The organism is Paenibacillus hexagrammi (assembly GCF_021513275.1).
Classification (GTDB): domain Bacteria; phylum Bacillota; class Bacilli; order Paenibacillales; family NBRC-103111; genus Paenibacillus_E; species Paenibacillus_E hexagrammi.
Genome location: NZ_CP090978.1, coordinates 5,965,003 through 5,990,157, shown reverse-complemented (window position 1 = coordinate 5,990,157; position 25,155 = coordinate 5,965,003). Strand labels below are relative to the sequence as shown.

The following is a 25,155-nucleotide window of genomic DNA, read 5'->3' as shown; positions in this document are numbered from 1 at the left end:
CGGCATTTTATTTTAGCGAATAAACCTTCCTCTAAACGCGGTCGATCATCTTAGAAAGACCTCGGGTAGAGGATTATCTCTTACGTCAGAAGCATAGGGGTGTACCAATATGAAGATTAATGAGAATCAGCGGATCGGCGCTGTCAATCCTTATAAGAAGGCGGCGGACGCGAAGTTTACCCAGAACGTTGGGAAGAAAGACAAACCGAAGGATCAAGTTGAGATTTCATCTGAGGCGAAAGAGCTGCTAGGTGCTCAAACCGTAACTCGGACCGAAGATCAGAACAAACGGATCGAGGATCTAAAGGCATCTGTAGCTGCCGGAACGTATCAGGTGGACGCGAAGAAGCTGGCTGAGAAGATTTTGCCTTATTTGAAGTAGTGATGTTGGAAATCGAGAATTGGTAGGTGAGATGTTGTGTCAATTGAATCCGTCATCTCGATTATGAGAGAACAAATTGATCTTCATGATTCATTACTAACGTTAGGTCATCAAAAGAAAGCGGTTCTTATTAACAATGAAGTTGCTCTATTAAATCAAATTGTTCTTAAGGAAAGCAAATTGATCAAACAAATCGAAGCGTTAGAGAAACAACGGATGATGGAAATAAGCAGCTTTTTATTATCAAGGGGTTTCAATCCAAACCCTAAGATTACGATAACGGATTTAATCAGAGTTGTTTTCAAAGCCGAAGATAAAGTGAAACTTCAAGAACATCAGAGAGAATTGTTTGGGAAAATACAGGAGCTACAGAAAGTCAATGAACTTAATCAGCAAATGATCAGACAATCTCTGAGCTTTATTGATTATTCACTGAACGTGTTAGTAGGTGATCAGGGCGATGAATTACTCTACAGCAACCCTATGCACCAGCAGTCACAGTTGAAACGGAACGGATACTTTGACACTAAAGCATAAGAGGGGTGCATTATGAGTTCAACATTCATGGGGTTAGAGACGGCGAAGAGATCGCTGTTTACACAAACGGCAGCATTAAATACAACTGGTCACAATATAGCAAATGCGAATACAAAGGGTTATTCCAGACAAGTCGTCAACATGGTAGCATCTCAGCCCATGGAAGCGCCTAGCTTAACTAGATCCAACACACCCGGTCAGTTAGGGACTGGGGTCGAATATACGTCCGTGACGCGGATACGAGAGAATTTCCTTGATGATCAATACCGCAATGAAAATAAAAAGTTAGGCAGCACTTCAATTCAACAGGACACATTGTCTAAGTTGGAAAAGATTTTTAATGAACCATCGGATACAGGGCTTCAATCGGTATTGGGGAATTTTTGGAGCTCGTGGTCAGATCTAAGCAAAGATCCGGAAAATACGGATGCTCGAAAAGTAGTGCGCGAGAACGCAATGGCGTTGACGGATACATTTCAATATGTAAGTAAAAGCCTCTCCGATCTAAGTAACGATTTAACAACGAATATTAATGTGAAGGTAAGCGAAATCAACACAAAGACGGCAGCAATCGCGGATCTAAATGAGGAGATTCAGAGGATTGAGGGGCTCGGAGATGATGCTAATGATCTTCGTGATCAAAGGGATCAACTCACAGATGATCTCTCCAAAATTGCGAGCATTACCGTGCAACGCACGGATCAAGGTTATAACATCTCGCTGGGATCGACTAATTTGGTAGCTGGTAAAACAGCAACAGAGACCAGCGGGGCTGCGTTGGAGTCGGCTTATGCAAGCGGTGATCTAAGCGGTGGCGAAGTATACGGCATGATTGTCTCCAGAGATAAGTATGTAAAGGACTATCAGACTGAACTAGATACGATTGCTAATACAATTGCTAATGGACCTGTAACCGTTACGATTCCTAAGGGCTCAGTTTTGCCGGAAGGTACTGTAATTAGCGGGGTTACCTACTCAGGAGCATCTCGAACTTTGACTGATGATCTTACTGTGCAAGTAAACGGTATAAACGGGCTTCATAAACTAGGCTATACGAACTTAAACGGCAGTTTGTCTACAGCAGGCGATTTTTTCACTTCATCGGATGGTAGCTCGGTTACTGCTTCTACTATTCAAGTGAGTGAAGAAATTCGAAACGATGTAAATGAGATATCGACCTCCATGCGGACGTCTACTTCGGGTTCCACAGAGTCAGTGGTTGTGGGAAATAACTCCATGGCGCTGTTGATTTCTCAATTAAAAGATACGAAATTTTCTTTTACCAAAAATGGAGTTACTACAACAGCAACAGTTAACGATTACTACAATTCAGATATCGGTCAGCTTGGCGTACAAGCCGAGCAAGCGAATCGTTCGTTACAGAACCAACAAGCTCTTGTTGACCAAGTTGAATCCAGTCGACAATCGATCAGCGGCGTCTCTCTAGATGAAGAAATGTCGAACTTAATTAAATTCCAGCATGCTTACTCGGCAGCCGCTCGTGTCATGACGACTTTTGACGAGATGCTGGATAAAGTCATTAATTCCATGGGTACTGTTGGTAGATAATTCATAAGGTCGTGGTCCACCAAAGGAGGAAACAGGGATGTCTCTACGCGTTACTCAATCCATGACAACTACGCAAATGTTAGGCAACTTGAACAATAACTTAATTCGAATGAATGCTATGCAAAATCAGTTGTCCACAGGGCGTAAAATTAATAAACCATCTGACGATCCGGTGGGTATTACTTATTCTTTGCGATATCGCGGAGAATTAAACGCTAATGAACAGTATACCAAGAATGTAGATTCAGCCTCGTCTTGGCTGGATAATAGTGACACGGTATTGGATTCCGCGAATACAGTGCTCCAACGTATAAGAGAGCTTGCGGTTCAAGGGAGCAATAGTTCCAATGACCAGACGGCCTTGAACTCTATTAAAAATGAAGTTGGGGAGCTGTACTCTCAATTAGTTGATGTAGGGAACACCAAGTTCAATGGGAAATATATATTGAATGGTCAGAAGACGGATGTGCAGCCATACTCTAAGGTTGATTTGACGGATACAAGCGGCGCTGCCAAAGCATACACGAATAATACAGATACTGGTGAAATTCCTTTTGAGCTTGGCTCTGGGACAACGATTCCGATTAATATCACCGGTTCTGAAGCTTTGGGAAGCAGTACGGATGATGATAACGCATTTAAAATTATTCAAGATCTGTATGACGCACTAGGAGCTGGTAATACTACCGGAGTAAGTGCGACCTTGGATCGAATTGACACCAGAATGAACAAGATATTGGAGAGCCGCTCACAGGTAGGGGCTAGAACGAATCGTGTCGATCTTATCAAAAACCGTTTGAGTGATACCAACACTAATCTGGAAACTCTGAAATCTAATGCTGAAGATGCCAATATGTCTGAGGTTATAATTAACTTGCAGACGAGCGAAAACGTCTATCAAGCATCTTTATCAACTGGCTCTAAATTGATTCAGTCGAGTTTGGTTGATTACCTCAAATAGGTAAGGGGCAAGTTATCATGAGCTCAATCGTCCCAAAACTCCAAATCCACCAACAGTTAGGCTTGTTAGGTATTCAGACAACACAGCGTGAACCTACAATTAAACAGCCGGAAGCAACGCTTGAATTGGAGCAGATCCAGCCCAAAGCGGATTGCAAAAAAGGTAGCTCTCGGCTGAACATTGACCAAAGCGATGCTTGGGACGCGCTCATGCTGGGGGGGCACTCAAGACGGCTAGCCGTGTCTATTCGCAGTCTAAGCAGGTGGTTCTTGAAGGTATCAAGCGCAGAGTGGCCGATGGACAGCGAATTATGGATTCACTCCATAATCATTCCAATGGGATTGCTGCTAATGCAAAAGCACATCGATTTGACTCTCACGCTATTCAAGCTGCGGGGCCAGCCTCCAGTTTGAATGTACATATTCGTTTTGATTTAACGCCGGCCAACATACGAGTTGAACCAGGGCATATGGAGAATCGTTCTCATTTGAATAAACCGGAGGTAAATGTAACACCCGCTAAAGTGAATATCTATGTGAAACAACGTAATTCAGTGGAAATCACTTCGCCCAATATTGATTTAACTTTATAAAAATGGACAGGAACTATAGGTGATTGCTTATAGTTTTTTGTCGTAACTATTACCAATTGGAGGTTTTTATGAAAGTTGATACGTTTCATTTTGGTGAGATTGAGGTCTTACAAGAGGAAATTGTAACGTTTTCCGGTGGGATACCCGGTTTCGAACAATTGACATCTTTTGCGATCTTGCGATTTGAGGAGCATGCGCCTTTTTATTACTTGCAATCACTGCAGGAAACAATGATTTCCTTTGTCATAACAAATCCTTTTGGTGTATATCCGGATTATGAATTTCATCTTCCCATATCTGAACAAGAGGAACTGGAAATCAGCGAAGAAGCTCAACTTGCTGTTTGGTCCATTGTTACAATAAGAGACAGCGCCGAAACGGCGACAATGAATCTTCTGGCTCCTATAGTAGTCAATGTAGAGAGACGGCTAGGCAAACAAATTGTATTGCATAATTCACATTACAAGACGAAGCATCCAATATTTCGAGAGAACTTCGAGATGCCGAGTGGGCCATCAGAAGCCTTGAAAGGGGTCGAATAGCGATGCTAGTGTTAACCCGCAAAAAAGGTGAAGCCATTATGATCGGTGATCAGATTGAGCTGGTGATCTTAGGGATTGAAGGGGATACGATTAAGGTAGGCATCCAAGCGCCAAAGCAGGTGGGTATTTACCGTAAGGAAGTGTACCTTAGCATTAAACAATCTAATGAGGAAGCATCTTCCTCGTCTGTTAACCTAAAGAATTTAGCCAAACTTTTAAATATCCCAAAATAAGGAATAAATAAATTTTTAAAAGTCGAAATTTTACTATAAACAATTATAAACTCCTTGACGATATATAAAGTATAGACAGCAAGGCGGGGCGGCCGACCTGCTAAGCTGTCGCAATAATCATCCACACGGATGTGGATGTATAAAACCACTTCAAGGAGGAAGTATTAACATGAGAATTAACACTAACGTAGCTGCTCTTAACACTTACAACCGTTTAACTGCAAACGAAAATGCAACAAACAAATCTTTGCAAAAGCTGTCTTCTGGTTACAGAATCAACACGGCTGCTGACGATGCTGCTGGTTTGGCGATTTCCGAAAAAATGCGTTCCCAAATCCGCGGTCTTGATCAAGCGACTCGTAACTCCCAAGACGGTATCTCCATGATTCAAACTGCTGAAGGTTCTTTGAACGAAACTCACGACATTCTGCAACGCATGCGTGAACTTGCTGTTCAATCTGCTTCCGATACAAATACTGACCAAGACCGTAACAATCTTCAAGACGAAATGGATCAGCTGACTAGCGAGGTTGACCGTATCCGTAATACAACACAGTTCAACACTAAGAATCTGTTGGATGGTTCCTTGGCTGCTAAGGCAAGCGGTGTGGCTGGTCGTGATATCAATAAAGCGATGGATACGAGCACAACTACATCAGATAATCTGGTAGATTTGAAAGATATTAATGGAAACAGCCTTGGTATTAAATCCGGTGATAAAGTAACTGTAACATACTTTAGCAATGGAACATTCCATAGTGGATCTGCAACAACAGTTGGAGCTTCTACAGCTTTAAGTTCATTGGCTACTTCTGATTTCTCTTTCGCTGTAGCTTCAAGTGGTGGTATTTATGCAACTGCTTCCGCTACTGGTGTATCCGGTGCGATTAACGGTTTGACAATTACAGTTACAGACAACAGTGGTAACGTGAAGTCAGTATCAACAAACGCGCTTTCTTCCTTTACAGTTGAGAGAAATGCGAAAAATAACGTTACTAAAGACAACGCTGCAACATTCCAAATCGGTGCAAATGCAGGCCAAAACATTAATCTTTCCATCGATGATATGGGTGCAACAGCACTGGGCGTTAAAGATCTGAAGATCGACAACAAAACTCGTGCTAACACTGCAATTCGTGCGATTGACGAAGCAATTCAAAAAGTTTCCGAAAACCGTTCCAAGTTGGGTGCATACTCCAACCGTCTGGAACACACAATCAACAACCTGAGCACAGCTTCTGAGAACCTGACAACTTCCGAGTCCCGTATTCGTGATGTTGACATGGCGAAAGAGCAAACTAAGTTCACTAAGAACAACATCCTTGTTCAAGCTGCTACAGCTATGTTGGCTCAAGCTAACCAACAACCACAAAACGTATTGTCCTTGTTGAGATAATCCGCTTGATTTCCGAAAAGATCCCACTCTGTGGGATCTTTTTAATTTATTGAATTTTCCTATACATAATTGAAGAAAATAACCGATAATAATATTAAGGAATTTTTTCGGCAGTATTTGACAAAACCTGCGCTGGAGGATGTTTCTATGAAATTACTTGTCGGTAATGAAATATATAAATATGCGAATGAGGCAAAGGCTGTTACGGGAATGTTGAATCATTTAAGTACAATTCTATCCGAACAACAATTAGCATTAGTAAGTCTTAACGTAGATGGAGAAGAAATCGACAGTGATTTCTATGGATTTATCAGCGAACACCTTGATTCCATTCAACAAGTTGTCGCCAATACAGTAACTTTACAAGAAATGCGGGATGAAACGATTCTGTCCTTGGAACAATATGTTGAGAGGGCTGTTCCGCTCGTTGAACCTTTGGCAGGGGATTTTACCAAGGGGGGACACCACAAAGCTGGAATGAATTTGTTAAGTTTGTTGAGGCACTGCAGTGGCTGTTGAGCGTTCTCATTAATTTGGAGGAGCCAGGCTTTGCTCCTAGTGATGTGGGTAATCTCAAAGAAGCTCGCAGGACCCTTCAATCTGCTGTTTTAGCACTAGGACAAGCGGTAGAACAAAAAGACACTACATACATTGGTGATATTTTAATGCATGAGGTTGTCCCCGTATTTACCAAACTGCTAAAAGAGGTTAAGGCTGGCTATAGTATCGAACGAGGTAACCAAACATGATCTTAACTGATAACGCAACGTTCCTGGAAGAGAAGTTTCCCCGAATTCTCGAGATGCTGAATCAAGATTTAGCGTCAATTAGGAGTCGTTCAGTCGAAGTCATGTCAACCCCGAACGGCAGTGAGACTGTGGTGATAAATAAAGGAGATACTTCTTTTTATCTTCACAGCAGATATGACCCGCTAAAGGAAGCGGAACTTCTGGTTGAAAAGTATAAAGATGCAGAAAAGTACAAGCATGTGTTTTTTTATGGAGTGGGACTTGGTTTCCATGTTGAGGCTTTGTTAAAGAAGCATCCTCAACTTAAATTTACGTTGTATGAGCCAGACTCGGCAGTTTTTTATAAATATATATCAACACGCTCCATGTCCAATTTGCCATTGGAGAAGCTTAATCAGATATATTTGGATTGTGCGACTGGGGATTTTATAAGGTGGTTACCACATTTTGTGAATAAAATCAAAGAAGATATTTTGATTGTTGTTCTTCCGAGCTACGAGAGAAAAGAGCCGGAGAAGGTCAGAAGGTTTTCTGAAAGTTTTATTGAGGCCATCAAAGAAGAGAAAACTTCCCTTCAGGTCAATAGCAGTTTTGAGAAGCTATGGATTGTTAACAGCATTATGAATCTGCAGAGAACTTTGAAAAACCCAAATATTTTCAGTAAAAGCCAGTACTTCGAGGGCAAGCCGGTCATTCTAGTCGCGGCTGGTCCATCCTTAGAAGAAGAAATTGATCGTTTAAGAACCATAAAAAAGGAAGGGCTTGCTTATATTTTTGCTGCCGGTTCAGCTAATAAGGCACTGATTAAATACGGTATTATGCCGGATGCGTTATGCACGTATGATCCGTTGCCATGGAATTTCAACGTTGTGCAGGATATCAGGGACCTTAAAATACAGGAAATTGCATTAATTTTCGGAAGTACGGTCGGCTATAAGACGCTTAATCATTACCCTGGGAACAAGTTTCACATGCTTATCAGTCAGGATACAGTTACACCACTTTTTCGAAAAATGTCACATATTGATCAACTAAATATTATTTCCGATGCTCCTTCTATTGCTGTGGTTTCGTTAGAGCTGCTTTATAAGCTCAAATTTGATCCAATAATTCTAGTTGGTCAAAATTTAGCGTTTAAAAATAATCAATTTTATTCGAAAGGTATTGTGTACAGCTACCGAGATGAAAAAGTAATCGATGAGGATGTAAGAGGCGCTCTTCTTGTCAAGGATGTGCAAGGGCAGCCAATTAAATCTAATGAGACATTCAATAGCATGCGCATTAACATGGAGCGTATTATTAGTGGCTACCATATGAAAAATGTTATTAACACGACCCAAGGTGGAGCGCACATAGAAGGTACGATTTTCAAGCCATTAGAGGAGGTAATGTCAGCCTACTTGGTAGAAAAGGCAGTTCATGTAGATGCCTTTACACATGAGACGAATCCAATTGATCCTGAAATGATGGCTCAAAAGTTGAAAAGAATCGAAGATGAGTACCTGTCCTTCAAGGAATTGATTTGGAAGTTTGAAAAATTATTTGTAAAAATACTTCAGCACTTGCGGTATGAGAAAAAAAGTCTATTGGAGAAGGATTTTGAATTGCTCAACGAACCTCTAAATAAAATGGAGAACAACCTGTTTTATAATCATCTAGTTCGACCCTTAAATCGGGTGCAACAGGAACTTTTGTTTCGAGAAATGGATGAAATTCGAAAAAATACCGACACGATTGCGAAAGCGAATCAGATTTTAAGTTCATTTGGCAGCTACATTGCCAATTGTAAGTCCGACATGGAAGAAGTCTTTCGTTTGCTAAAGGAGAAGACAACTCTATGACGATCTATAAGGATAAGAAAATACTCGTGATTGGTGGAACGGGTACAATAGGCAACCATCTGGTTAGAAGATTGCTGCAGGAGGATCCACAAGTTATTAGGATTCTGAGCAGAGATGAGTACAAGCAATATCAGATGTGTCAGGAATTGACAGACTGCCAGTCGCGACTTCGCTTTTTGATCGGGGATGTTAGGGACCAGGAAAGGCTTGTTCGAGCTATGGAGGGTATAGATTATGTGTTTCACTTAGCGGCTATGAAACATGTGCCCGCATGTGAATACAACCCTTTTGAAGCCGTAAAAACGAATGTTTTGGGTACACAGAACGTCATTCAAAGCGCAATTGAGACTGGTGTTGAGAGGGTATTATTTACAAGTTCGGATAAGGCGATCTCTCCAACGAACACTTACGGAGCGACAAAGTTAACTGCGGAACGTTTGATTTCGGCCGCCGAGTATCAGAAAGGACCTAAACGAACTGTTTTTTGTTCCGTCAGGTTTGGGAATGTGATGGGCTCGAGGGGTTCCGTTATTCCTTTGTTTACTAAGCAGATTTTGGAAAAAGGCTATTAACGGTCACTCATAACGATATGACGCGTTACATGATGACGCCAACTGAAGCAGTTTCTCTTCTGATGAAAGCTAACGAGCTTTCAATTGGTGGAGAAGTCTTTGTTCTCAAGATGCCAGTTGTACGGTTAAGAGACTTGGCCGAGGTTCTTATTGAAGAAGTATGCAAAAAATACAAAATTATTGATCCTATTAATATTGTACAAATCGGATTAAGACCCGGTGAAAAGATGTATGAAGAGCTAATGACGGCTGATGAAACGAATAAGGCACTTGAAATTCCAGGAATGTATATCATTCCTTCAATTCATAAAGAAAAATATTACGGTTACCCTGGAATCAAGGAGTTCACTCCTTACAGAGATGACGAAACCCCTATTTCTAAAAATATATTGAGATCATGGATTCTAAAAGAACAGCTCGTTTAAAAGAGAACCTGGACGTTTAAGGCGGGATAACGAAATGAAAAAGACAACTCAATTGAAACAAATGTTGAATTCCAATGAGCTGGAATTCATTATGGAAGCTCATAATGGACTATCTGCACGTATTGTTGAAGAAGCCGGCTTCAAAGGAATTTGGGGAAGCGGTTTGACGATTTCGGCATCACTTGGAGTAAGAGACAATAATGAGGCGTCTTGGACGCAAGTTCTTGAAGTATTGGAGTTTATGAATGACGCGACCAGTCTGCCGATTTTGCTGGACGGAGACACAGGGTATGGAAATTTTAACAATATGCGTAGGCTTGTCAGCAAGCTTGAACAGAGAGGGATTGGTGGAGTTTGTATTGAGGACAAACTTTTCCCGAAGACCAACTCTTTTATTTCCGGGGAAACGCAGCCTCTTGCCGATATCGATGAGTTCTGCGGGAAAATCAAAGCGGCGAAAGATACACAGAAGGACGATGACTTTTGTGTAGTGGCGCGGTTAGAATCTTTTATCGCGGGTTGGGGACTGGATGAGGCACTCCGGCGAGCGGAAGCATACCGGCAGGCTGGGGCAGACGCGATTTTGGTGCATAGCAAAAAATCAACTTTTGCAGAAATCGAGTTGTTTATGAAGGAATGGGGCAACCGGCATCCGATTGTTATCGTTCCAACGAAATATTACTCCACACCGACAGACAAGTTCCGCGACTTGGGTGTGAGTCTTGTTATTTGGGCAAACCACTTACTGCGGACTTCTATTACGGCTATGCAAAAAACAGTAGGTCAAATCTACACGGACCAATCCCTGATGCATGTAGAGGGTGCAATTGCTTCCGTATCTGAGGTATTCAGACTGCAAGGTGCGGAAGAATTAAGCGAAGCTGAGAAGAGGTATTTGCCAACATCAGGTAAAGAAGTTTCGTCTATTATCTTAGCTGCAAGTCAAGGAAATCTTGGAGAACTTACGGAAGATCGACCGAAAACATTGTTAAAAATCAATGGGAAATCGATACTGTCTATGCAGATTGATGATTTCAATCGTGTCGGTATCAAAGATATTACAGTTGTTAGAGGCTTTGCGAAGGATAAAATTAATCAAAGCAATATTTCTAAAGTCGACAATGATATTTACCTTCAAACTAAAGAGTTATACTCGCTCTACCTAGCCAAGGATAAGATTAAAAGCACGACGGTAATAAGCTATGGTGATATTGTTTTTAAAAATTATATTTTGAACGATTTGTTGAACGATGAGAATGATTTCACCGTTATTGTTGACGCTGATGTCAATATGGAAGGCACGAATCAGGATTTTGTAACAACGGATCGAGCGTATTCAAAAAAGCTGTACTCGGACACAGTAAGATTTGTTAAAATGGCAAGCGATTTGAAGCGGGATGAGATCAATGGCGAGTTTATTGGGCTTTGGAAAGTGTCTCCTAAAGGAGCCAACTTACTTAAAGATAGCTTGGAAAAGCTTTCGCAGCGCGAGGATTTCTATAACCTGACTCTTGCCGACCTTTTTCATGAAATTGTGAATTTCACGCCAATTGCCGTTAAATATATTAAAGGCTCGTGGCTAGATATTGACACGATCGTTGATTTGCAAAAAGCTGGTGATCTGTCATGATTTCTACCAAGGTATTCGGTGAGGAATTAAAAACGCTTGGGTATGATTTTTTCACAGGAGTACCCTGTTCATTCTTAAACGATTTGATCAATTACGCGATTAACGACTGTGAATATATTTCGGCGGCCAATGAAGGGGATGCGGTTGCTATTGCAAGTGGGGCCTACTTAGGCGGGCGCAAGGCGGTCACTCTCATGCAAAACTCAGGGCTTGCCAACGCAGTATCCCCCTTGGTATCCCTGAATTACGTGTTTAAGCTTCCGATTCTCGGTTTCGTTAGCTTGAGGGGAGAAGCGGGATTAAAAGATGAGCCGCAGCACGAGTTGATGGGGCAAATTACTACGGATCTTCTAGAGCTTATGCAGATTAAATGGGCCTATTTATCAGATGATATCACTGAAGCATCGAGACAGCTTGCTGAAGCTGACGGTTGGGTTGAAAAGAAGGTTCCATTCTTTTTCGTTGTGAAGAAAGGGGTTTTCGGCAAGGAACCTCTGCATTCGCAGGAATTCAGGACTCATCGCAATGAGACACATCTAAGAAGAAACAAATTAAAGCAGGAGATGCTTCCTTCCAGATTTGAGGCACTAACCGTCATCAATGCCAACAAAGATGCTACTACGGTTCAACTCGCTACGACTGGTTATACGGGGAGAGAGCTATATGAGGTAGAAGATTCTGAGCATAATCTCTATATGGTAGGGTCTATGGGTTGTGTCAGCTCAATAGGACTGGGTTTAGCGATGAGTCGGCCTGATAAAGATATTATTGCCATTGATGGAGACGGGGCTCTGATTATGCGACTAGGGAATCTAGCCACCAATGCATATTATAGCCCCTCCAATCTATTACATATTCTGCTGGATAATAACTGCCACGATTCAACGGGTGGGCAAGCAACTGTAGCGAAGAACCTTAGCTTTGTAGATATCGCAGTAGCAAGTGGATATTCTCATGTTGAGTATCTACATAATATTGAAGAATTGGAACAAGCGATTAAAAACTGGAGAGCAGATAAGAAGCTTACGTTCCTATACTTACGTACATCAAGCGGTGCTAAAGAAAATTTATCTCGTCCTCATGTTAAGCCTTACGAAGTGAAGGATAGGTTGGTGAGCTTTCTAAATGCCTGATTGGAAAGAGATCTGGTCTAGAAAACCCGTTACGAGTGAAGGCAGTCTAACACAGCAGGCTTTAATTGAAGCGGATGGGTTTAATAATGGAGCCGGTAAGGTGGAATTAGAAGATTGGTTGTCGTATGTAAATGCAGTCCGTCGAATGCTTTCGATAGCTCCTACTGACTCCATATTTGAATTTGGGTGTGGAAGCGGCGCATTGTTATATGAATTTTATAGGCAAGGTCACCATGTCGGGGGCATCGATTATTCCAAGGCTCTTGTTGATGTAGCACAAGAGGTAATGCCTGAGGGGGCGTTTACTGTTTCGGAGGCTATACAAGTAGAGGTCGCTCTTACCTATGATATGGTGATCTCAAATAGCGTTTTTCAATACTTTCCAGACTTTGCTTACGCAGAGGAGGTCTTGAACCGAATGTGGGAAAAGTCAAACAAAAAGATTGGGTTATTCGATCTCAATGATTTAGCCCGCAAAGATGAGGCATTGGAAATTCGCAGAGGCTCTTTGGATCAAGGAGAGTATGAGAAAAAGTATAATGGGCTGGATCACCTTTTTTTTGAAAGGGAATATTTTCCCAAGTTATTAAAAGATAAAAACTGCTCCGTTTCGGTTTTCGACCAGCGGATTAACAACTACGGAAATAGTCCTTTCCGTTTTAATGTGGTGATTGAGAAATGGTAAAAACAGCTGTGATTCTGGCAGCCGGTTTAGGAAGCCGTTTGAATGAACGAACGAAGGTCACGCCAAAAGGTTTTCTGGAATTAGGCGGTCTTCCATTGGTGGAACGTTCCATTTTGAATTTGCTGGAAGCGGGAATTGATAAAATATGGATTGGAATCGGGTATTTATCTGAGTTCTATGAAGGATTGGCAAAGAGGTATGAGGAAGTCTCGTGCGTTCATAACGCAGAGTATGCGGCCAGCGGGAGTATGTATACTTTATCTAAGTTTCGTAACTGCATTCATGATGATTTCCTTTTGCTTGAATCCGATTTACTCTACGACCCTGCGGGAATAAAAGAGCTGCTATATGATAGAAGGAAAAATGTGATCTTAGCAAGTGGGGAAACTCTTTCACAGGACGAGGTATATATTGAAACCGACGATCATGGGAACTTAGTAAGTATGTCGAAAGATCCAGCTTCGCTAGATCGAGTAGACGCGGAATTGGTGGGTATTTGTAAGGTTTCCTTAGGACATTTTCAAGCGATGTGCGAGCTTTCTGAAGAAATTTTTAAGACGAATTTGAGATTTGATTACGAGCAAGCGATGGCGGCTATTGCTGCCAAGCATAAGTTTGCTGTAAAAAAATCGAGGATTACGTGTGGTGCGAGATCGATACGGAGGAGCATCTGACCAGAGCGAAGGAGCTTATTTTCCCGCGACTTCAAGGACGTGAAAAGGCTGTTACCAGACATGTACTGCTAAATCCAGGGCCTGCTACAACGACAAACCGTGTGAAGTGGGCCCAGGTTGTACCTGATATCTGTCCTAGGGAGCTTGATTTCGGATATCTCATGAAATTCGTTAGTCGAAGCTTGACCCGTTTTGTAGCTTCCACAAAAAATTACGAAACGATTTTGATTGGCGGATCAGGTACCGCGGCTGTCGAGTCCGTAATCAGCTCGGTATCAGCAGATAAGGCGATCTTGATTATTAATAATGGCGCTTATGGAAAAAGAATGCTGGAAATTGCACAAGCGTATGGAATTAATGCCATTGAATTCGTTCAATCTCCTGTAGAGCCTATTAATACAGAAAGCTTATCAATTCTATTGGAGCAAAGATCCAGTGAAATTTCACATATAGCAGTTGTACACAATGAAACGACAACGGGGCTCTTGAATCCCATAGAGTTGATTGGAGCGATATGCCGGAAATTTGGCATTGAGATGATCGTGGATGCGATGAGCTCGTTTGGCGCTGTGCCGATACAAATGGAAGAAATGAATATTAGTTATTTGATAGCTAGCTCGAATAAGAACTTGCAGGGAATGGCGGGAGTTGGTTTTATTATTGCCAATAAGCAATCGCTGACCTCCTTGAGAGACATTCCACCAAAGAATTTTTATTTGAATCTATACCAAAATTACAAGTATTTCTTGGATAATCACCAAATGCGATTTACGCCACCAGTACAAACGCTTTACGCCTTGAGAGAGGCGATTATTGAAACTATGGAAGAAACGATCCCAGGACGTTATGAGCGCTACTCTGGTATGTGGAAGAAGCTCATCGAGGGCCTTAAAAAACTAGGTTTGGCGTTTTTAGTTGAAGAACAGTATCATTCCAAGATTATTACTTCCATCGTAGAGCCGCAGTTGCCAGGTTATTGCTTTGAAGATATGCATGATTATTTATTTGCAAACGGGTTTACGATCTATCCGGGCAAACTTCATGGCAAAAATACTTTTAGGATTGCGAATATCGGTGCAATTAATGAGCAAGATATTAGTAATTTTTTAATGCTGCTTGAAACCTATCTGGGAGGTGTATCGGGTGAAAATATTGAGCGTATTCATTGATATGCTGAGACCTAATCTCATGAATGTACACAATCATGAGGTTCCTGAGCACGAACTGGATCGCTTTTTTCGGCAACTAGGCGGCACTTTGTATACGAATTGTTACACTCCAGCACCGGATACGGCTAGAAGCATGGCGTGCTTTTGGTCAGGAGCTATCCTGCCCGCAACCATTGCGATAAACGGATAAGATGGCCTAGATTTTACATGGATCCTCATGGAGTGCATTTGTTGAAAATGCTACAGGACCAAGGGTACGATCTTAACATTTTTGCCAACCCGACAGAAAAGAAGCTGGGGCTGCTACCCCCAGGTTTCGAAATCATTGGTCATCATAATTCGGACTTGAATTTAGAACGGTACGCACAAAACTTGCGTATAACAGATCAATCATTTACTTTTATTTCTCTGCCTGATTTCCATTGGGCTCAAGACGACTATGGGTATAACAAGGATGCGGTACGGCTCGGATATGACCGAGTCTTGGACTCTTTACATATTATCGATAACCATCTCTCGGTTGAGCAATTCGATTGGTTTTTTATTTTTTCCGACCACGGTTTCAAATTAACTGGGCAATCCCAAGCCGAATCTTACTTACAGCTAAATGCAGATAGAACGAATACGTTCATGTTGATGAAAAGTAAGCAGGACAAAGAGCTTTCTCTGAACGACGAGCTGCGCTCCATCATGGATATATACCCAACCATCTGTGAGTTATTGGATGTAACCTCTTTGCAACTTGATGGTTTAAGTCTGCTTCAAGAACAAGAACATCCATTGATCGTTGTTGAGGATTTTACAAGCTTCTATCCGCAAATTAACCAGCAGGCCGATTTGTGGGCCGTTATCAAGAAACAGGGCGTGTATTATCGAACACTTGAGCAGCATTTTTTTGAGAACGCGGATACGTTTACTGAGACGGCAGAGGAATTGGATCAGATTATTGCTGATACTAGCAGCTTGTTTGGAGAGTACTTGAAAGAGCGAATAGTGTTTCAGCACTATAAAGAACTCAACGAGGACAACCAGCGGGTTCAGTATACTTCAGGTAAGCTAAGATATAGTCTCGAAAAATTTCAAAGGGATTTCCATGGCAAGAAGGTTATTGCTTTCGGCACAGGCTTATATGCCCAGGAACAGCTAAATCAATTTCCATATCCGATTGATTATTTCGTCGACAACAACGCTCAAAGATGGGGAGAGACGTTTTTTGGGGAAACCTATATATAGTCCTTCTATGCTTTTACAGGAAATAAAGAGTGAAGTTATTTTACTCATCACTAGTACATTTTATGACGAAATTTCCACGCAGCTAGAATCCATGGGTTTTAGTTTTCAACAATATTTTACACTAGGAATGCTCCGACGATTTTATCTTTGAGAATCTTACGAGGGGGTAATACGAGTTTGGCGTACATTGATACAAAGAAAACGATCATATTCGGCACTGGAGAGGCCAGTGACAAGTTTGGTCAAGTGCTTGAGAATGAAATTTCTTATTATGTAGATAACAACAAGGACAAATGGCATTCCTTATTCAATCAAAAAGAAATCAAACCTCCGTCTGCCTTGTTAGCTGAGAATCGTGATGAAATCGCGATTGTAGTCGCCAGCTCTTTTTTAAAAGAAATTGCTGCCCAACTGAAGGAAATGGGGTTCATTTATAACCAGCATTTTTTTAATAGCGGCGATATTATGATGGAGATCCAACAGCGTCACATTCAAAAAATGATCTTGAAAGCTTTGGCTATTGAGGATATCAGCGGTATAACAGCATTGGAAGCAAAGCATACGGAAATATACGGTCGCTACAGCGAAGTACAAAATATAACACAAGGCATGTTGTCCACTTATGATGCTTTGGCGATCGTGTATCTCATATTATATCACATGCATAAGTATAGCCTCGAACAAGTCAGGGCATTGGAACTAGGGTCCTGGACCGGTTTATCTAGTTTTCTGATATCGAAAAGCATCAATGCATTCTCGGAAACTAATTCATTGTTCTGTGTAGATAGCTGGGGCGAGTACACTGCCTATGCACCCTACAATGCATACTCTCATTATGTAGATGTGCTGCATGTTTTCAGAAGTCTTATGAAGGGACTGCGTGTAAACCAATATATTAAAGTGCTGTTTATGCCTACGGATGATGCGTTTGCTTTACTCAAAAATGATCTTATGGATATGGCCTTTATCGATGCCGACCACACTTACGAGTACGTGAAAAGGGATATAATCAATGCAGTTCAGGTTTTAAAGCCGGGCTCAATTCTGTTCGGCCACGATTTCCACCATTATGATCGAGAGCTGCCTCCTAGAGAGTTATTGCAGAACCATATTCATGAGAGAATGCTTTCTTACGAAGGGCACGATTACTTCCCAGGTGTGCTTCAGGCTGTTTATGAAATATTCGGTGTTACTGCTCATAATGTCCCCTTCTCCAGTATTTGGTTTAAGGAAATTACTGTGGAGGATAAAAAAAGAATAGCCTTGATGGTTAACGATAAAAAAGGGTGAGTTTTTGATGGATTATAATCATGAGTTGGAGAAGCTGATCGCCAAGCATTCTATGAGGAAAGCATCATTTTTAAATAGATGGAGCCAGCTAGATTCTCATGATGTGGTGGCTATATGGGGGGCAGGGGAGCATACTAGAATATTGTTGGATATGGTTTCTCTTTGCGATAAGAACGTTATATGCATTGTCGATAACGATCCGCAAAGAATTGGGACTGAAATTGAGGGTCTCCCTGTCTACCATCCTTCTCAGATTAATGAGCTTGGGATTGATACGGTGGTAATTTCTTCTTTTGTTTATGCCGAAGCCATCATGCAGGAAATACAAATGAGGTTTCCGCAATTACACTGTCTGCAAGTTTACACAGAATATGAGCCCAATCCAATCACAGATCCATGGAAATTGTATTATGATCTACAGCATCTCAATAAAGAATATCGTACTGCTAATGACGAATCCATAAAAGAAAGATTCCTTTGGGAACTGATTTGTGCTTATGTGGAAATTAGAGATTTTGAATTGGCTCAAGAACATATAGCTCTTTACGCGCAATATAAGTTTCCTAAAGCCGATTTGCTGCTTCGTTTTAAAGATGAATTGAATGTGCTTCTAGATCAATTGAAATCTGATTTGCAGAATCGGAAACAAAAGGATATCTCTCTATTTGTTATAGACTCTTTAAGAGCGGATGATTTGTACGATTCGCAGGAACTGCGTATGCCACGTACACATGGTTTATTAGAACATTCTTTGATTTATACAAATGTACATACAACTTCGACGTACACGAAAGCAGCCGTAAACGCTATGTTGACTGAACGTTTAATGATCGATGATGAGTTGTATCTCGAAAGAAAAATAGATGCGAATCACTCTAATCTGTTGAAGTTTTTATCTCAGGAACGTTATTTATTAATTAATTTCAGCGGAGCTTTCGAATTTGTCGAAGTGGAAGCCGCTAGAGTGCACAATGTATACAGAAGTACCAGAAAAACAAAAATCAAAAAGCAGTGGCCGACAGCGACAATTATTTGGAATTATTTTTGTACGCTTGCCAATAATAAGGATCAGCCAATTTTTGCGTTAATTCATTCGTTGGATGTTCATTTCCCCTTAGTCTGTCCCTATCATTCAAAATTTCAGGATTTAAGGGATGCTTCCAGAAAATTTTATACGGAACAATTTTATTTTAGAGATCATAAGGAGCAGATTTTGTTCCAGAGAAATGAATGTCTGTCCTATATCGACAGGAAATTGCATGATTTTCAGCAGTTTATTTCGAGCCCACATATTACGATAATTTGTAGCGATCATGGCGAATCTTTAGGAGAAAATCAGTCCTTCGGCCATCTCTTCTCGAAGAATACTAGTGTTACGCATATTCCTCTCGTGGTACACGGAATATCGCGGCAACCTCAAGAAATCGGTAAATTGTTCAGTATGAAATTTTTTGGAGCGGAAATCGTGAGCCTTTTGACAGGTCAGCCGGCAGTTCCCGCCCAAAACGAAGTCATGATTCAACGAGACCCTATTTATAGCACGGAGATACATGTCGACGGATTTACGGCTTTTGTAGATCCTAGAATACTCCAAGGCTTTAAAATTGTTCGGGGTCAAGCGGACAGTTATGTTTTATATGATGACGGCTCGGAAGAATATTATTCGATTAAAGATGAGTCCGCTAATTTAGCGGCGGATACATGCTATTCGGAACGGATCGACCATTTGAGAGCGATAGCTATAAAAGCTGGTTTTCCGTACAAAGGAGAATGAAGATGAAACAAGCCTTTACAGTATGGCTAACAGGTTTAAGCGGCGCAGGTAAAAGTACATTGGGCCAAGCCATTGTGAATTTTTTGAAAGAAAGACAACAACCTGTACAACTGCTTGATGGCGATATTGTCAGAAATGAGATCGGACACTTGTTTGGTTATTCGAAAGAAGAACGAATGAAGATGAGTAAAGTGATTCGGTTTACCTCCAAAATGCTAAACCAGAACGGTACTATTGTGGTCGTTGCAGCGATAGCACCTTATCAGGAAATGCGGGAGGCGAATCGTAAAGAAATGCCGGATTACTTGGAGATATTTGTTAACTGCCCACTGGCAGAATGCATCAAACGGGATACGAAAGGTATGTACAAAAAGGCTATTCAAGGTGAGATGAAAAATGTGGTCGGCATCGACGACGTATATGAGATTCCGCAGAGTCATGATCTTGAAGTAAATACGTCTCTCGAAACGATTGATCAGTCCATGGAAAAAATCGCTGTTTTATTAGAGGCTCGACTGGGGAGTTGAAGCATGGTGTATGTCTATGTAACTGAAGATAATCTTAAATATCCTCAGAAGTATATGTACTCTGCTTATGAAGGAATTCATTTTCTTCAGGTCTATATCCAGAACCGAGAAGCTGCGATAGAGAAAATCGGTCAATTAACAAATAGTAAATTTCATGTAAATGAGCAGCTCGAGTATATAAAAAATCGTTATGCTTCTTCGGCCGGATTGACGGTAAGTCCAGATGCTCCTTTGCTGGCGAACCTCTCCGTCTCCTTACTAGTTATTCTCGATCAGGATTGTGAAGCGGAGGGGAACGTAGGATGGCTTGATGGTTTGATCAAAAGCTTTGAAGTTCGAAAACGCCTATACGCAGGTTATGACGAGAAATTCAAGCCGGTTAGCGACCAGTATCATGACTTGGAGCTTTATGCGCAGTTTTCATGCTTACTCGCTCTCCACTACAAATGCAATCAAAATCTTAGATATTTAAATGTACTGTTAAAGGTTAACGACACGTTGATCTCGCAGCTCCCTAGAATCGGGGATCCAGACTTGTTAAACATGGTTCGGTTAGCTTTGACTATGGAGAAGAGCTTCATTGAGGATCTTTGTTTAAAAAAAGGGGTGCGGCTCGATGCTGAATGATGTTGCTTTTCTCTGTGCGCCGAGCCATCGCTCTAAAGCGTACCTCCAGCTGATGTGTCGGCACGAGGTGCAGCCTAGCTTTTGTTTAATTATGACCCCAGATCCCGAACGACTCCTCTCCGAAGAAAGAGAGTATGTCGACGGTTCGGTTGAACCTGACTATTTTCAAGCAGAAGAGCCATTGCTATTCACTTTGAAGCAGCATGGCATTCCGTATGACTTCTGCGCCATAGATAATGTGAATGATGAGCTGCTATTGCCAAGACTATCCCTCTTGCAGCAGCATTATGTCGTTTACTCGGGATACGGCGGACAAATTCTCAAGGCGCCTGTTCTAGAGGCCGGAAAGAAATTTATCCATATTCATTCTGGGATTGTTCCCCGCTACAGGGGGAGCACGACCGTGTATTACAGTTTACTTGAGGAATCGAATTGCGGGGCTTCGGCGATCTTCTTCGACCAACAGATCGATACAGGGCCGCTAATCGCTACGAAAACTTTCGAAATTCCAGAGAACGCGCCGGACATGGATTATATTTTCGATCCCTACATCCGGGCGCAGCTCTTGTCCGAAGTACTTATGCATTATAAAGAATATGGATTTTTCCCCACAAAGGAACAAGAAGGTGCAGAAGAGATCTACTTTATTATTCACCCTATCCTGAAGCATATTGCTGTCTTAAGTGAAATAGAACCGAAAAGGGGTCTCTAGTATGAATAAGACTGCTTTTTCTTTTGGAACCAAATACGATAATTTGTTGCAACTACGAGGGAATTTGGACAAAGCTATCGTACCGGACCTGATCAAGTTCACTATAGCCCAGTGGGAAAACTCGCCAGCGGAATGTTTGGAAGTTATTGCGAACAGATTTAAAACTGGTTCCATCATCATAAGGAGCAGTGCGCCGAACGAGGATTCTTCGATGTTCTCGATGGCTGGTTTTTTTGTAAGTGTAGGATCAATTGCAGTTAACGATACTGAGGCTGTCGTTCAAGCCATTCGTATGGTAACGGCTAGTTACCACCGCGTTGCTGATCATGACCTGAAGCAGTTTCCTTTCATTGTACAGCAAATGGTACAGGATGTAGCGATAAGTGGTGTTATGTTCACGAGGGATTTGGAGAAATTTGGTCCCTACTATGTATGTAATTACGACGAGTCTGGCTCTACGGATGCGGTAACATCGGGCAGCTCGCAGTCACACCGAACAGTACGTATCTTTCGCTATGCGTCAAACAGTATCATCGATGCGAGGCTTCTCCCCTTGTTGGAAGCGGTGAAGGAAATTGAATTGTTGACTCAGCATGAGGGGCTGGACATTGAATTCGCTGTCGATCGGTCAGGAGTTGTCTATATTTTGCAGGTAAGACCGATTGTTTTGAAAAAAATATGGTTTAGTCAGGCTGTGGATAAAGCGATTTCCAAAGAGCTGAACTTTATTGAAAAGTATTTGGAACAAGTATTCAAGCCCGATTTCGGGTCTTATGGCCGAAGCACCATTCTAGGACAAATGCCGGATTGGAACCCCGCAGAAATTATCGGAGCACATCCTAAGCCGCTTTCCTTCTCATTGTATCGCTACTTGCTCTTGAAAGGGGCTTGGCGGGAAGGTCGTAGCTTGCTCGGATACAAGCATCCTTATCCTAAGCAGCTCATGATGAATATTGGGGGCCGTCCTTATATTGATGTAAGGCAGAGCTTCCATTCTCTTTTGCCTGGAGACCTGCCAGACGCCCTGTCGGAGAAGCTGCTCGATCATTATTTAGGAATGTTGAAAGCAAATCCGGTATATCACGATAAAGTTGAATTCGAGATTGTGATTTCGTCGCTGGATTTCGATTTTGAGCATAAGCAACAAAGGCTCCTGTTGAACGGCTTCAGTACTGAAGAAGTTCAAGAATTTCGCAATCATTTGCTCGGACTGACGAACCGCATCGTGATGGATGACTCCGGGACATTAGAGAAGTTAGGCCAGAGGGTAGGACAGCTTAGAAATTATCGCGAGCATATTCAGCAAAGCGATATTCACGTTGGCCAAATTCCCCGTATTGTAGAGCACTTGCTAGAGGAATGCATGTATTATGGGACGATTCCTTTCTCTGCATTCGCCAGATGCGCATTTATCGGAAGTTCGTTCCTGAAATCCATGCGGAGCAGGGGATTTTTATCCGGCGAGCAGTATGACCGTTTTTTAAGAACTATAGAGACAGTCACATCCCATTTAATGGACAGCTTCGACGGTTTTTTAGCAGGACAGTTGACGCTTAAAGATTTCCTTCGTAAGTACGGTCATTTGAGACCAGGCACGTACGATGTCCAATCGTATAGTTACGAAGAAAATCCGGAGTTATACTTGTCCCTAAACGATAAAAAGCTCATACGCAAAGAAATTCCCGAGGAACCGGAATTCGAATTATCTTTACGGGAACAAGCTGTTTTGAATCAAGGACTCAAAGAGCTGGGGTTCGAGTTCTCCGCAGGCCATCTTTTTACTTTCATTAAAGAAAGCTTACGTAAACGGGAAGCGATTAAATTCGAGTTCACCAAGAATTTGAGTCTTGCCTTAAAGCTGCTATGTGTGTATGCCGAATATCACGGAATCTCCAGAGACGATCTTGCATTTGTAGAAATCGAAGATATTCTGAAATACGCCTACAGTACACAGGATGCGCACAGTATTGACTTTTTGAAGGAAGTTATCCAGTTTAACAAAAAGAAATACGATACGCAGACACTGATGTATTTTCCTGATCTGATTACGTCTATCCATGACATTAAATATATTGCAGCTAGCGAAAGATCGCCAAATTTTATTACACAGAAGAGCATTGTCGCCCCGCTTGTTGATCTAAACAAATGGGGAGGAAGCTTCGATAGCCAGGACTTTATAGGCAAGCTCATTCTTATCGAAAATGCCGATCCCGGGTTTGATTGGCTATTTACCAAGGGTATTGCAGGCATCGTAACCAAATACGGTGGGGTCGCCTCCCACATGGCCATTCGCTGCGCAGAGCTAGGGCTTCCCGCTGCTATTGGATGCGGTGAGGAATTGTACGCGCAGCTGCAAAAGCTTCTACAGTCCAGCTCAATTGTCTGGAAAATAAAATTAAGCCGATCGGGGTTTATTATGAAAGCAGTTCTATCACAAAGGATCGTGCAAGCACCCAATTATCATGAGATTCGGGATGCGCTCAGTCAAGAATGGACCGTTTACATGGGCCGTTTTGGGATACTGCCTATTCCAATCCCGAATGTACTGCCCCGCGTAGACGCCTTTTTAGATGCGGTACGTCCGGATTTGATTATTTTAACCGGAGGAAATACTGTCGCTATTGACGAGACGGATCGGCGTGAAGATGTATTCGTATGCCGGGATTACACGGAGCGCGGTTTGATTGCCTATGCTGTTCACCATGGTATCCCTTTGCTAGGCGTATGTCGAGGGATGCAGATGCTTCATGTATACTTTGGGGGGAAATTAGGCGAAAGTACGGACGGCCACGTAAACTGCCGTCATGCGGCTGAGTTTGTAACCGGAACGAGACCGATATGGGAACCGACGACAGTTCAGGTGAACTCTTATCATAATCAAAGTATACGCGGCGGTTCTCTTTCCTTCACCCTACAGCCGTTGGCTTACAGTCCTTCAGATCAATCGGTTGAAGCATTCCTTCATCATACGCTGCCGATTGCAGGTGTGATGTGGCATCCGGAGAGGAATCAAGAACCTGATAGCTGGGACATCCAGCTTATGAATTACTTATTGAGTCAAAGGAAGTGACGCCATGAAGGCTATTATATTGGCCGCCGGTCAAGGAACCAGGCTGCGTCCATTGACAGACAAGTGCCCTAAAGCCATGGTCAAGCTGCATAACAAGTCTTTATTAGACTACCAGATCGAACAATTTCATCGGGCAGGTATTCAGGACATAGCCGTTATCACGGGCTATAAGCGGGAAGCGGTTACGACAGAACATGCGATCAAACTGTATACAAATGAACGGTTTGCCGAGACGAACATGGTATATACCTTGTTTTGTGCGCAAGATGAACTGCAGGAAGATGTAATCGTTTCGTACGGCGATATTTTCTATTCGGAGCCTGCTTTGCAAAAATTGATGTCATCCGAAAGTGACATTTCCGTGGTGGTGGATACACAATGGAAATCGTACTATGCAGAGCGTTTTGGTAATCCCTACGATGATGCAGAGAGCTTGGTCCTTAATGAAGCAGGACAAATCCGGTCCATCGGGCAATCCCAACCGCTTCTTGAGAACATTCAAGCTCAGTACATAGGACTTATGCGGTTTAAACAACGCGGCTTGGAGCAAATAAAAGGCATTTTTCATGAGTCTATGCAAAGCGACGCTCCCATCGGTTGGGGGAGAGCTGCCGAGAAAGCCTATATGACGGATTTGCTTCAGGAAGCAATTCATAGAGGCTTTGACATTCAAGCTGTGCCGATTGATGGCGGATGGTTTGAAATCGATTCGTTGCATGATTATGAAGTTGCTTTAAAGTGTATGGACAAGTCCGAATTGTGGAAGAAGGCTAAATAATGAATAAAATAACAAGTCTAGCACTGATTATCGCCCTCGAGAGTTAGAAGTGAA

23 protein-coding genes and 2 pseudogenes are annotated in these 25,155 nt (G+C 42.1%); all 25 read left to right on the top strand.

Annotated features, from left to right (window positions below):
- Nucleotides 1-109: 109 nt before the first annotated feature.
- The 25 genes and pseudogenes from flgM to L0M14_RS27355 all read left to right on the top strand — a co-directional run bounded on the left by flgM (nucleotide 110) and on the right by L0M14_RS27355 (nucleotide 25,101).
- The gene (gene flgM, locus L0M14_RS27475) at nucleotides 110-382 is read left to right on the top strand and encodes a flagellar biosynthesis anti-sigma factor FlgM (RefSeq protein ID WP_235119569.1); all 273 of its coding nucleotides are present in this window, start codon (nucleotides 110-112) and stop codon (nucleotides 380-382) included.
- 36 nt (nucleotides 383-418) lie between these two features.
- The gene (locus L0M14_RS27470; protein WP_235119568.1) at nucleotides 419-919 is read left to right on the top strand and encodes a flagellar protein FlgN; all 501 of its coding nucleotides are present in this window, start codon (nucleotides 419-421) and stop codon (nucleotides 917-919) included.
- Nucleotides 920-931: 12 nt separating this feature from the next.
- Nucleotides 932-2,488: a flagellar hook-associated protein FlgK gene (flgK, locus tag L0M14_RS27465; RefSeq protein WP_235119567.1), complete on the top strand. Its 1,557-nt coding sequence runs from the start codon at nucleotides 932-934 to the stop codon at nucleotides 2,486-2,488.
- Nucleotides 2,489-2,525: 37 nt separating this feature from the next.
- On the top strand, nucleotides 2,526-3,449 hold the full coding sequence (flgL, locus tag L0M14_RS27460) for a flagellar hook-associated protein FlgL (protein ID WP_235119566.1): 924 nt from the start codon (nucleotides 2,526-2,528) through the stop codon (nucleotides 3,447-3,449).
- A 17-nt stretch (nucleotides 3,450-3,466) separates the two neighbouring features.
- Nucleotides 3,467-4,041, top strand: a pseudogene (locus tag L0M14_RS27455) (DUF6470 family protein).
- 68 nt (nucleotides 4,042-4,109) lie between these two features.
- Nucleotides 4,110-4,583 (top strand): flagellar assembly protein FliW, encoded by a 474-nt coding sequence (gene fliW / locus L0M14_RS27450; protein ID WP_235119564.1) that lies wholly within the window; start codon nucleotides 4,110-4,112, stop codon nucleotides 4,581-4,583.
- Between the two features lie 2 nt (nucleotides 4,584-4,585).
- Nucleotides 4,586-4,816: a carbon storage regulator CsrA gene (gene csrA, locus L0M14_RS27445; protein ID WP_235119563.1), complete on the top strand. Its 231-nt coding sequence runs from the start codon at nucleotides 4,586-4,588 to the stop codon at nucleotides 4,814-4,816.
- A 169-nt stretch (nucleotides 4,817-4,985) separates the two neighbouring features.
- A complete protein-coding gene (locus tag L0M14_RS27440; RefSeq protein ID WP_235119562.1) occupies nucleotides 4,986-6,212 on the top strand; it encodes a flagellin N-terminal helical domain-containing protein in 1,227 nt (408 codons plus the stop codon).
- 147 nt (nucleotides 6,213-6,359) lie between these two features.
- Nucleotides 6,360-6,731: a hypothetical protein gene (locus tag L0M14_RS27435; RefSeq protein ID WP_235119561.1), complete on the top strand. Its 372-nt coding sequence runs from the start codon at nucleotides 6,360-6,362 to the stop codon at nucleotides 6,729-6,731.
- A gap of 226 nt (nucleotides 6,732-6,957) precedes the next feature.
- Nucleotides 6,958-8,802: a motility associated factor glycosyltransferase family protein gene (locus L0M14_RS27430; protein WP_235119560.1), complete on the top strand. Its 1,845-nt coding sequence runs from the start codon at nucleotides 6,958-6,960 to the stop codon at nucleotides 8,800-8,802.
- Nucleotides 8,799-9,799: pseudogene (locus L0M14_RS27425) on the top strand (UDP-N-acetylglucosamine 4,6-dehydratase family protein). The gene L0M14_RS27430 and the pseudogene L0M14_RS27425 overlap by 4 nt, the downstream one beginning before the upstream one ends.
- A gap of 34 nt (nucleotides 9,800-9,833) precedes the next feature.
- Nucleotides 9,834-11,429 carry a phosphoenolpyruvate mutase gene (gene aepX / locus L0M14_RS27420; protein ID WP_235119559.1) on the top strand — a complete coding sequence of 532 codons (1,596 nt, stop codon included), beginning with the start codon at nucleotides 9,834-9,836 and terminating at the stop codon, nucleotides 11,427-11,429.
- Nucleotides 11,426-12,562 carry a phosphonopyruvate decarboxylase gene (aepY, locus tag L0M14_RS27415; protein ID WP_235119558.1) on the top strand — a complete coding sequence of 379 codons (1,137 nt, stop codon included), beginning with the start codon at nucleotides 11,426-11,428 and terminating at the stop codon, nucleotides 12,560-12,562. The genes aepX and aepY overlap by 4 nt, the downstream gene beginning before the upstream one ends.
- A complete protein-coding gene (locus L0M14_RS27410; RefSeq protein ID WP_235119557.1) occupies nucleotides 12,555-13,247 on the top strand; it encodes a class I SAM-dependent methyltransferase in 693 nt (230 codons plus the stop codon). Before aepY ends, L0M14_RS27410 begins: the two co-directional genes overlap by 8 nt.
- Nucleotides 13,241-13,921, top strand: a complete 681-nt coding sequence (locus L0M14_RS27405) for a phosphocholine cytidylyltransferase family protein (RefSeq protein ID WP_235119556.1) — start codon at nucleotides 13,241-13,243, stop codon at nucleotides 13,919-13,921. The genes L0M14_RS27410 and L0M14_RS27405 overlap by 7 nt, the downstream gene beginning before the upstream one ends.
- Nucleotides 13,922-14,022: 101 nt before the next feature.
- Nucleotides 14,023-15,090: a 2-aminoethylphosphonate--pyruvate transaminase gene (locus L0M14_RS27400; protein WP_235119555.1), complete on the top strand. Its 1,068-nt coding sequence runs from the start codon at nucleotides 14,023-14,025 to the stop codon at nucleotides 15,088-15,090.
- On the top strand, nucleotides 15,065-15,280 hold the full coding sequence (locus L0M14_RS27395) for a hypothetical protein (protein ID WP_235119554.1): 216 nt from the start codon (nucleotides 15,065-15,067) through the stop codon (nucleotides 15,278-15,280). Before L0M14_RS27400 ends, L0M14_RS27395 begins: the two co-directional genes overlap by 26 nt.
- A 41-nt stretch (nucleotides 15,281-15,321) precedes the next feature.
- On the top strand, nucleotides 15,322-16,323 hold the full coding sequence (locus L0M14_RS27390) for an alkaline phosphatase family protein (RefSeq protein ID WP_235119553.1): 1,002 nt from the start codon (nucleotides 15,322-15,324) through the stop codon (nucleotides 16,321-16,323).
- 246 nt (nucleotides 16,324-16,569) lie between these two features.
- On the top strand, nucleotides 16,570-17,613 hold the full coding sequence (locus tag L0M14_RS27385) for a class I SAM-dependent methyltransferase (RefSeq protein ID WP_235119552.1): 1,044 nt from the start codon (nucleotides 16,570-16,572) through the stop codon (nucleotides 17,611-17,613).
- Nucleotides 17,614-17,620: 7 nt separating this feature from the next.
- Nucleotides 17,621-19,387: a sulfatase-like hydrolase/transferase gene (locus L0M14_RS27380; protein ID WP_235119551.1), complete on the top strand. Its 1,767-nt coding sequence runs from the start codon at nucleotides 17,621-17,623 to the stop codon at nucleotides 19,385-19,387.
- Nucleotides 19,388-19,389: 2 nt separating this feature from the next.
- Nucleotides 19,390-19,914: an adenylyl-sulfate kinase gene (gene cysC, locus L0M14_RS27375; protein WP_235119550.1), complete on the top strand. Its 525-nt coding sequence runs from the start codon at nucleotides 19,390-19,392 to the stop codon at nucleotides 19,912-19,914.
- A 3-nt stretch (nucleotides 19,915-19,917) separates the two neighbouring features.
- Nucleotides 19,918-20,541 (top strand): hypothetical protein, encoded by a 624-nt coding sequence (locus tag L0M14_RS27370; protein WP_235119549.1) that lies wholly within the window; start codon nucleotides 19,918-19,920, stop codon nucleotides 20,539-20,541.
- Nucleotides 20,531-21,253 (top strand): formyltransferase family protein, encoded by a 723-nt coding sequence (locus L0M14_RS27365; protein ID WP_235119548.1) that lies wholly within the window; start codon nucleotides 20,531-20,533, stop codon nucleotides 21,251-21,253. The genes L0M14_RS27370 and L0M14_RS27365 overlap by 11 nt, the downstream gene beginning before the upstream one ends.
- Nucleotide 21,254: 1 nt before the next feature.
- On the top strand, nucleotides 21,255-24,323 hold the full coding sequence (locus L0M14_RS27360; protein WP_235119547.1) for a gamma-glutamyl-gamma-aminobutyrate hydrolase family protein: 3,069 nt from the start codon (nucleotides 21,255-21,257) through the stop codon (nucleotides 24,321-24,323).
- A 4-nt stretch (nucleotides 24,324-24,327) separates the two neighbouring features.
- Nucleotides 24,328-25,101, top strand: a complete 774-nt coding sequence (locus L0M14_RS27355) for a phosphocholine cytidylyltransferase family protein (RefSeq protein WP_235119546.1) — start codon at nucleotides 24,328-24,330, stop codon at nucleotides 25,099-25,101.
- Nucleotides 25,102-25,155: the final 54 nt, after the last annotated feature.

Excerpts from the sequence above, each read along its gene's own strand:
- aepY (WP_235119558.1), top strand. The coding sequence starts at position 11,426 with ATGATTTCTACCAAGGTATTCGGTGAGGAATTAAAAACGCTTGGGTAT.
- L0M14_RS27360 (WP_235119547.1), top strand. The coding sequence starts at position 21,255 with ATGAATAAGACTGCTTTTTCTTTTGGAACCAAATACGATAATTTGTTG.
- flgM (WP_235119569.1), top strand. The coding sequence starts at position 110 with ATGAAGATTAATGAGAATCAGCGGATCGGCGCTGTCAATCCTTATAAG.
- L0M14_RS27440 (WP_235119562.1), top strand. The coding sequence starts at position 4,986 with ATGAGAATTAACACTAACGTAGCTGCTCTTAACACTTACAACCGTTTA.
- fliW (WP_235119564.1), top strand. The coding sequence starts at position 4,110 with ATGAAAGTTGATACGTTTCATTTTGGTGAGATTGAGGTCTTACAAGAG.
- L0M14_RS27435 (WP_235119561.1), top strand. The coding sequence starts at position 6,360 with ATGAAATTACTTGTCGGTAATGAAATATATAAATATGCGAATGAGGCA.
- L0M14_RS27380 (WP_235119551.1), top strand. The coding sequence starts at position 17,621 with ATGGATTATAATCATGAGTTGGAGAAGCTGATCGCCAAGCATTCTATG.
- flgK (WP_235119567.1), top strand. The coding sequence starts at position 932 with ATGAGTTCAACATTCATGGGGTTAGAGACGGCGAAGAGATCGCTGTTT.
- L0M14_RS27370 (WP_235119549.1), top strand. The coding sequence starts at position 19,918 with ATGGTGTATGTCTATGTAACTGAAGATAATCTTAAATATCCTCAGAAG.
- csrA (WP_235119563.1), top strand. The coding sequence starts at position 4,586 with ATGCTAGTGTTAACCCGCAAAAAAGGTGAAGCCATTATGATCGGTGAT.
- L0M14_RS27365 (WP_235119548.1), top strand. The coding sequence starts at position 20,531 with ATGCTGAATGATGTTGCTTTTCTCTGTGCGCCGAGCCATCGCTCTAAA.
- cysC (WP_235119550.1), top strand. The coding sequence starts at position 19,390 with ATGAAACAAGCCTTTACAGTATGGCTAACAGGTTTAAGCGGCGCAGGT.
- flgL (WP_235119566.1), top strand. The coding sequence starts at position 2,526 with ATGTCTCTACGCGTTACTCAATCCATGACAACTACGCAAATGTTAGGC.
- L0M14_RS27405 (WP_235119556.1), top strand. The coding sequence starts at position 13,241 with ATGGTAAAAACAGCTGTGATTCTGGCAGCCGGTTTAGGAAGCCGTTTG.
- L0M14_RS27430 (WP_235119560.1), top strand. The coding sequence starts at position 6,958 with ATGATCTTAACTGATAACGCAACGTTCCTGGAAGAGAAGTTTCCCCGA.
- aepX (WP_235119559.1), top strand. The coding sequence starts at position 9,834 with ATGAAAAAGACAACTCAATTGAAACAAATGTTGAATTCCAATGAGCTG.
- L0M14_RS27355 (WP_235119546.1), top strand. The coding sequence starts at position 24,328 with ATGAAGGCTATTATATTGGCCGCCGGTCAAGGAACCAGGCTGCGTCCA.
- L0M14_RS27410 (WP_235119557.1), top strand. The coding sequence starts at position 12,555 with ATGCCTGATTGGAAAGAGATCTGGTCTAGAAAACCCGTTACGAGTGAA.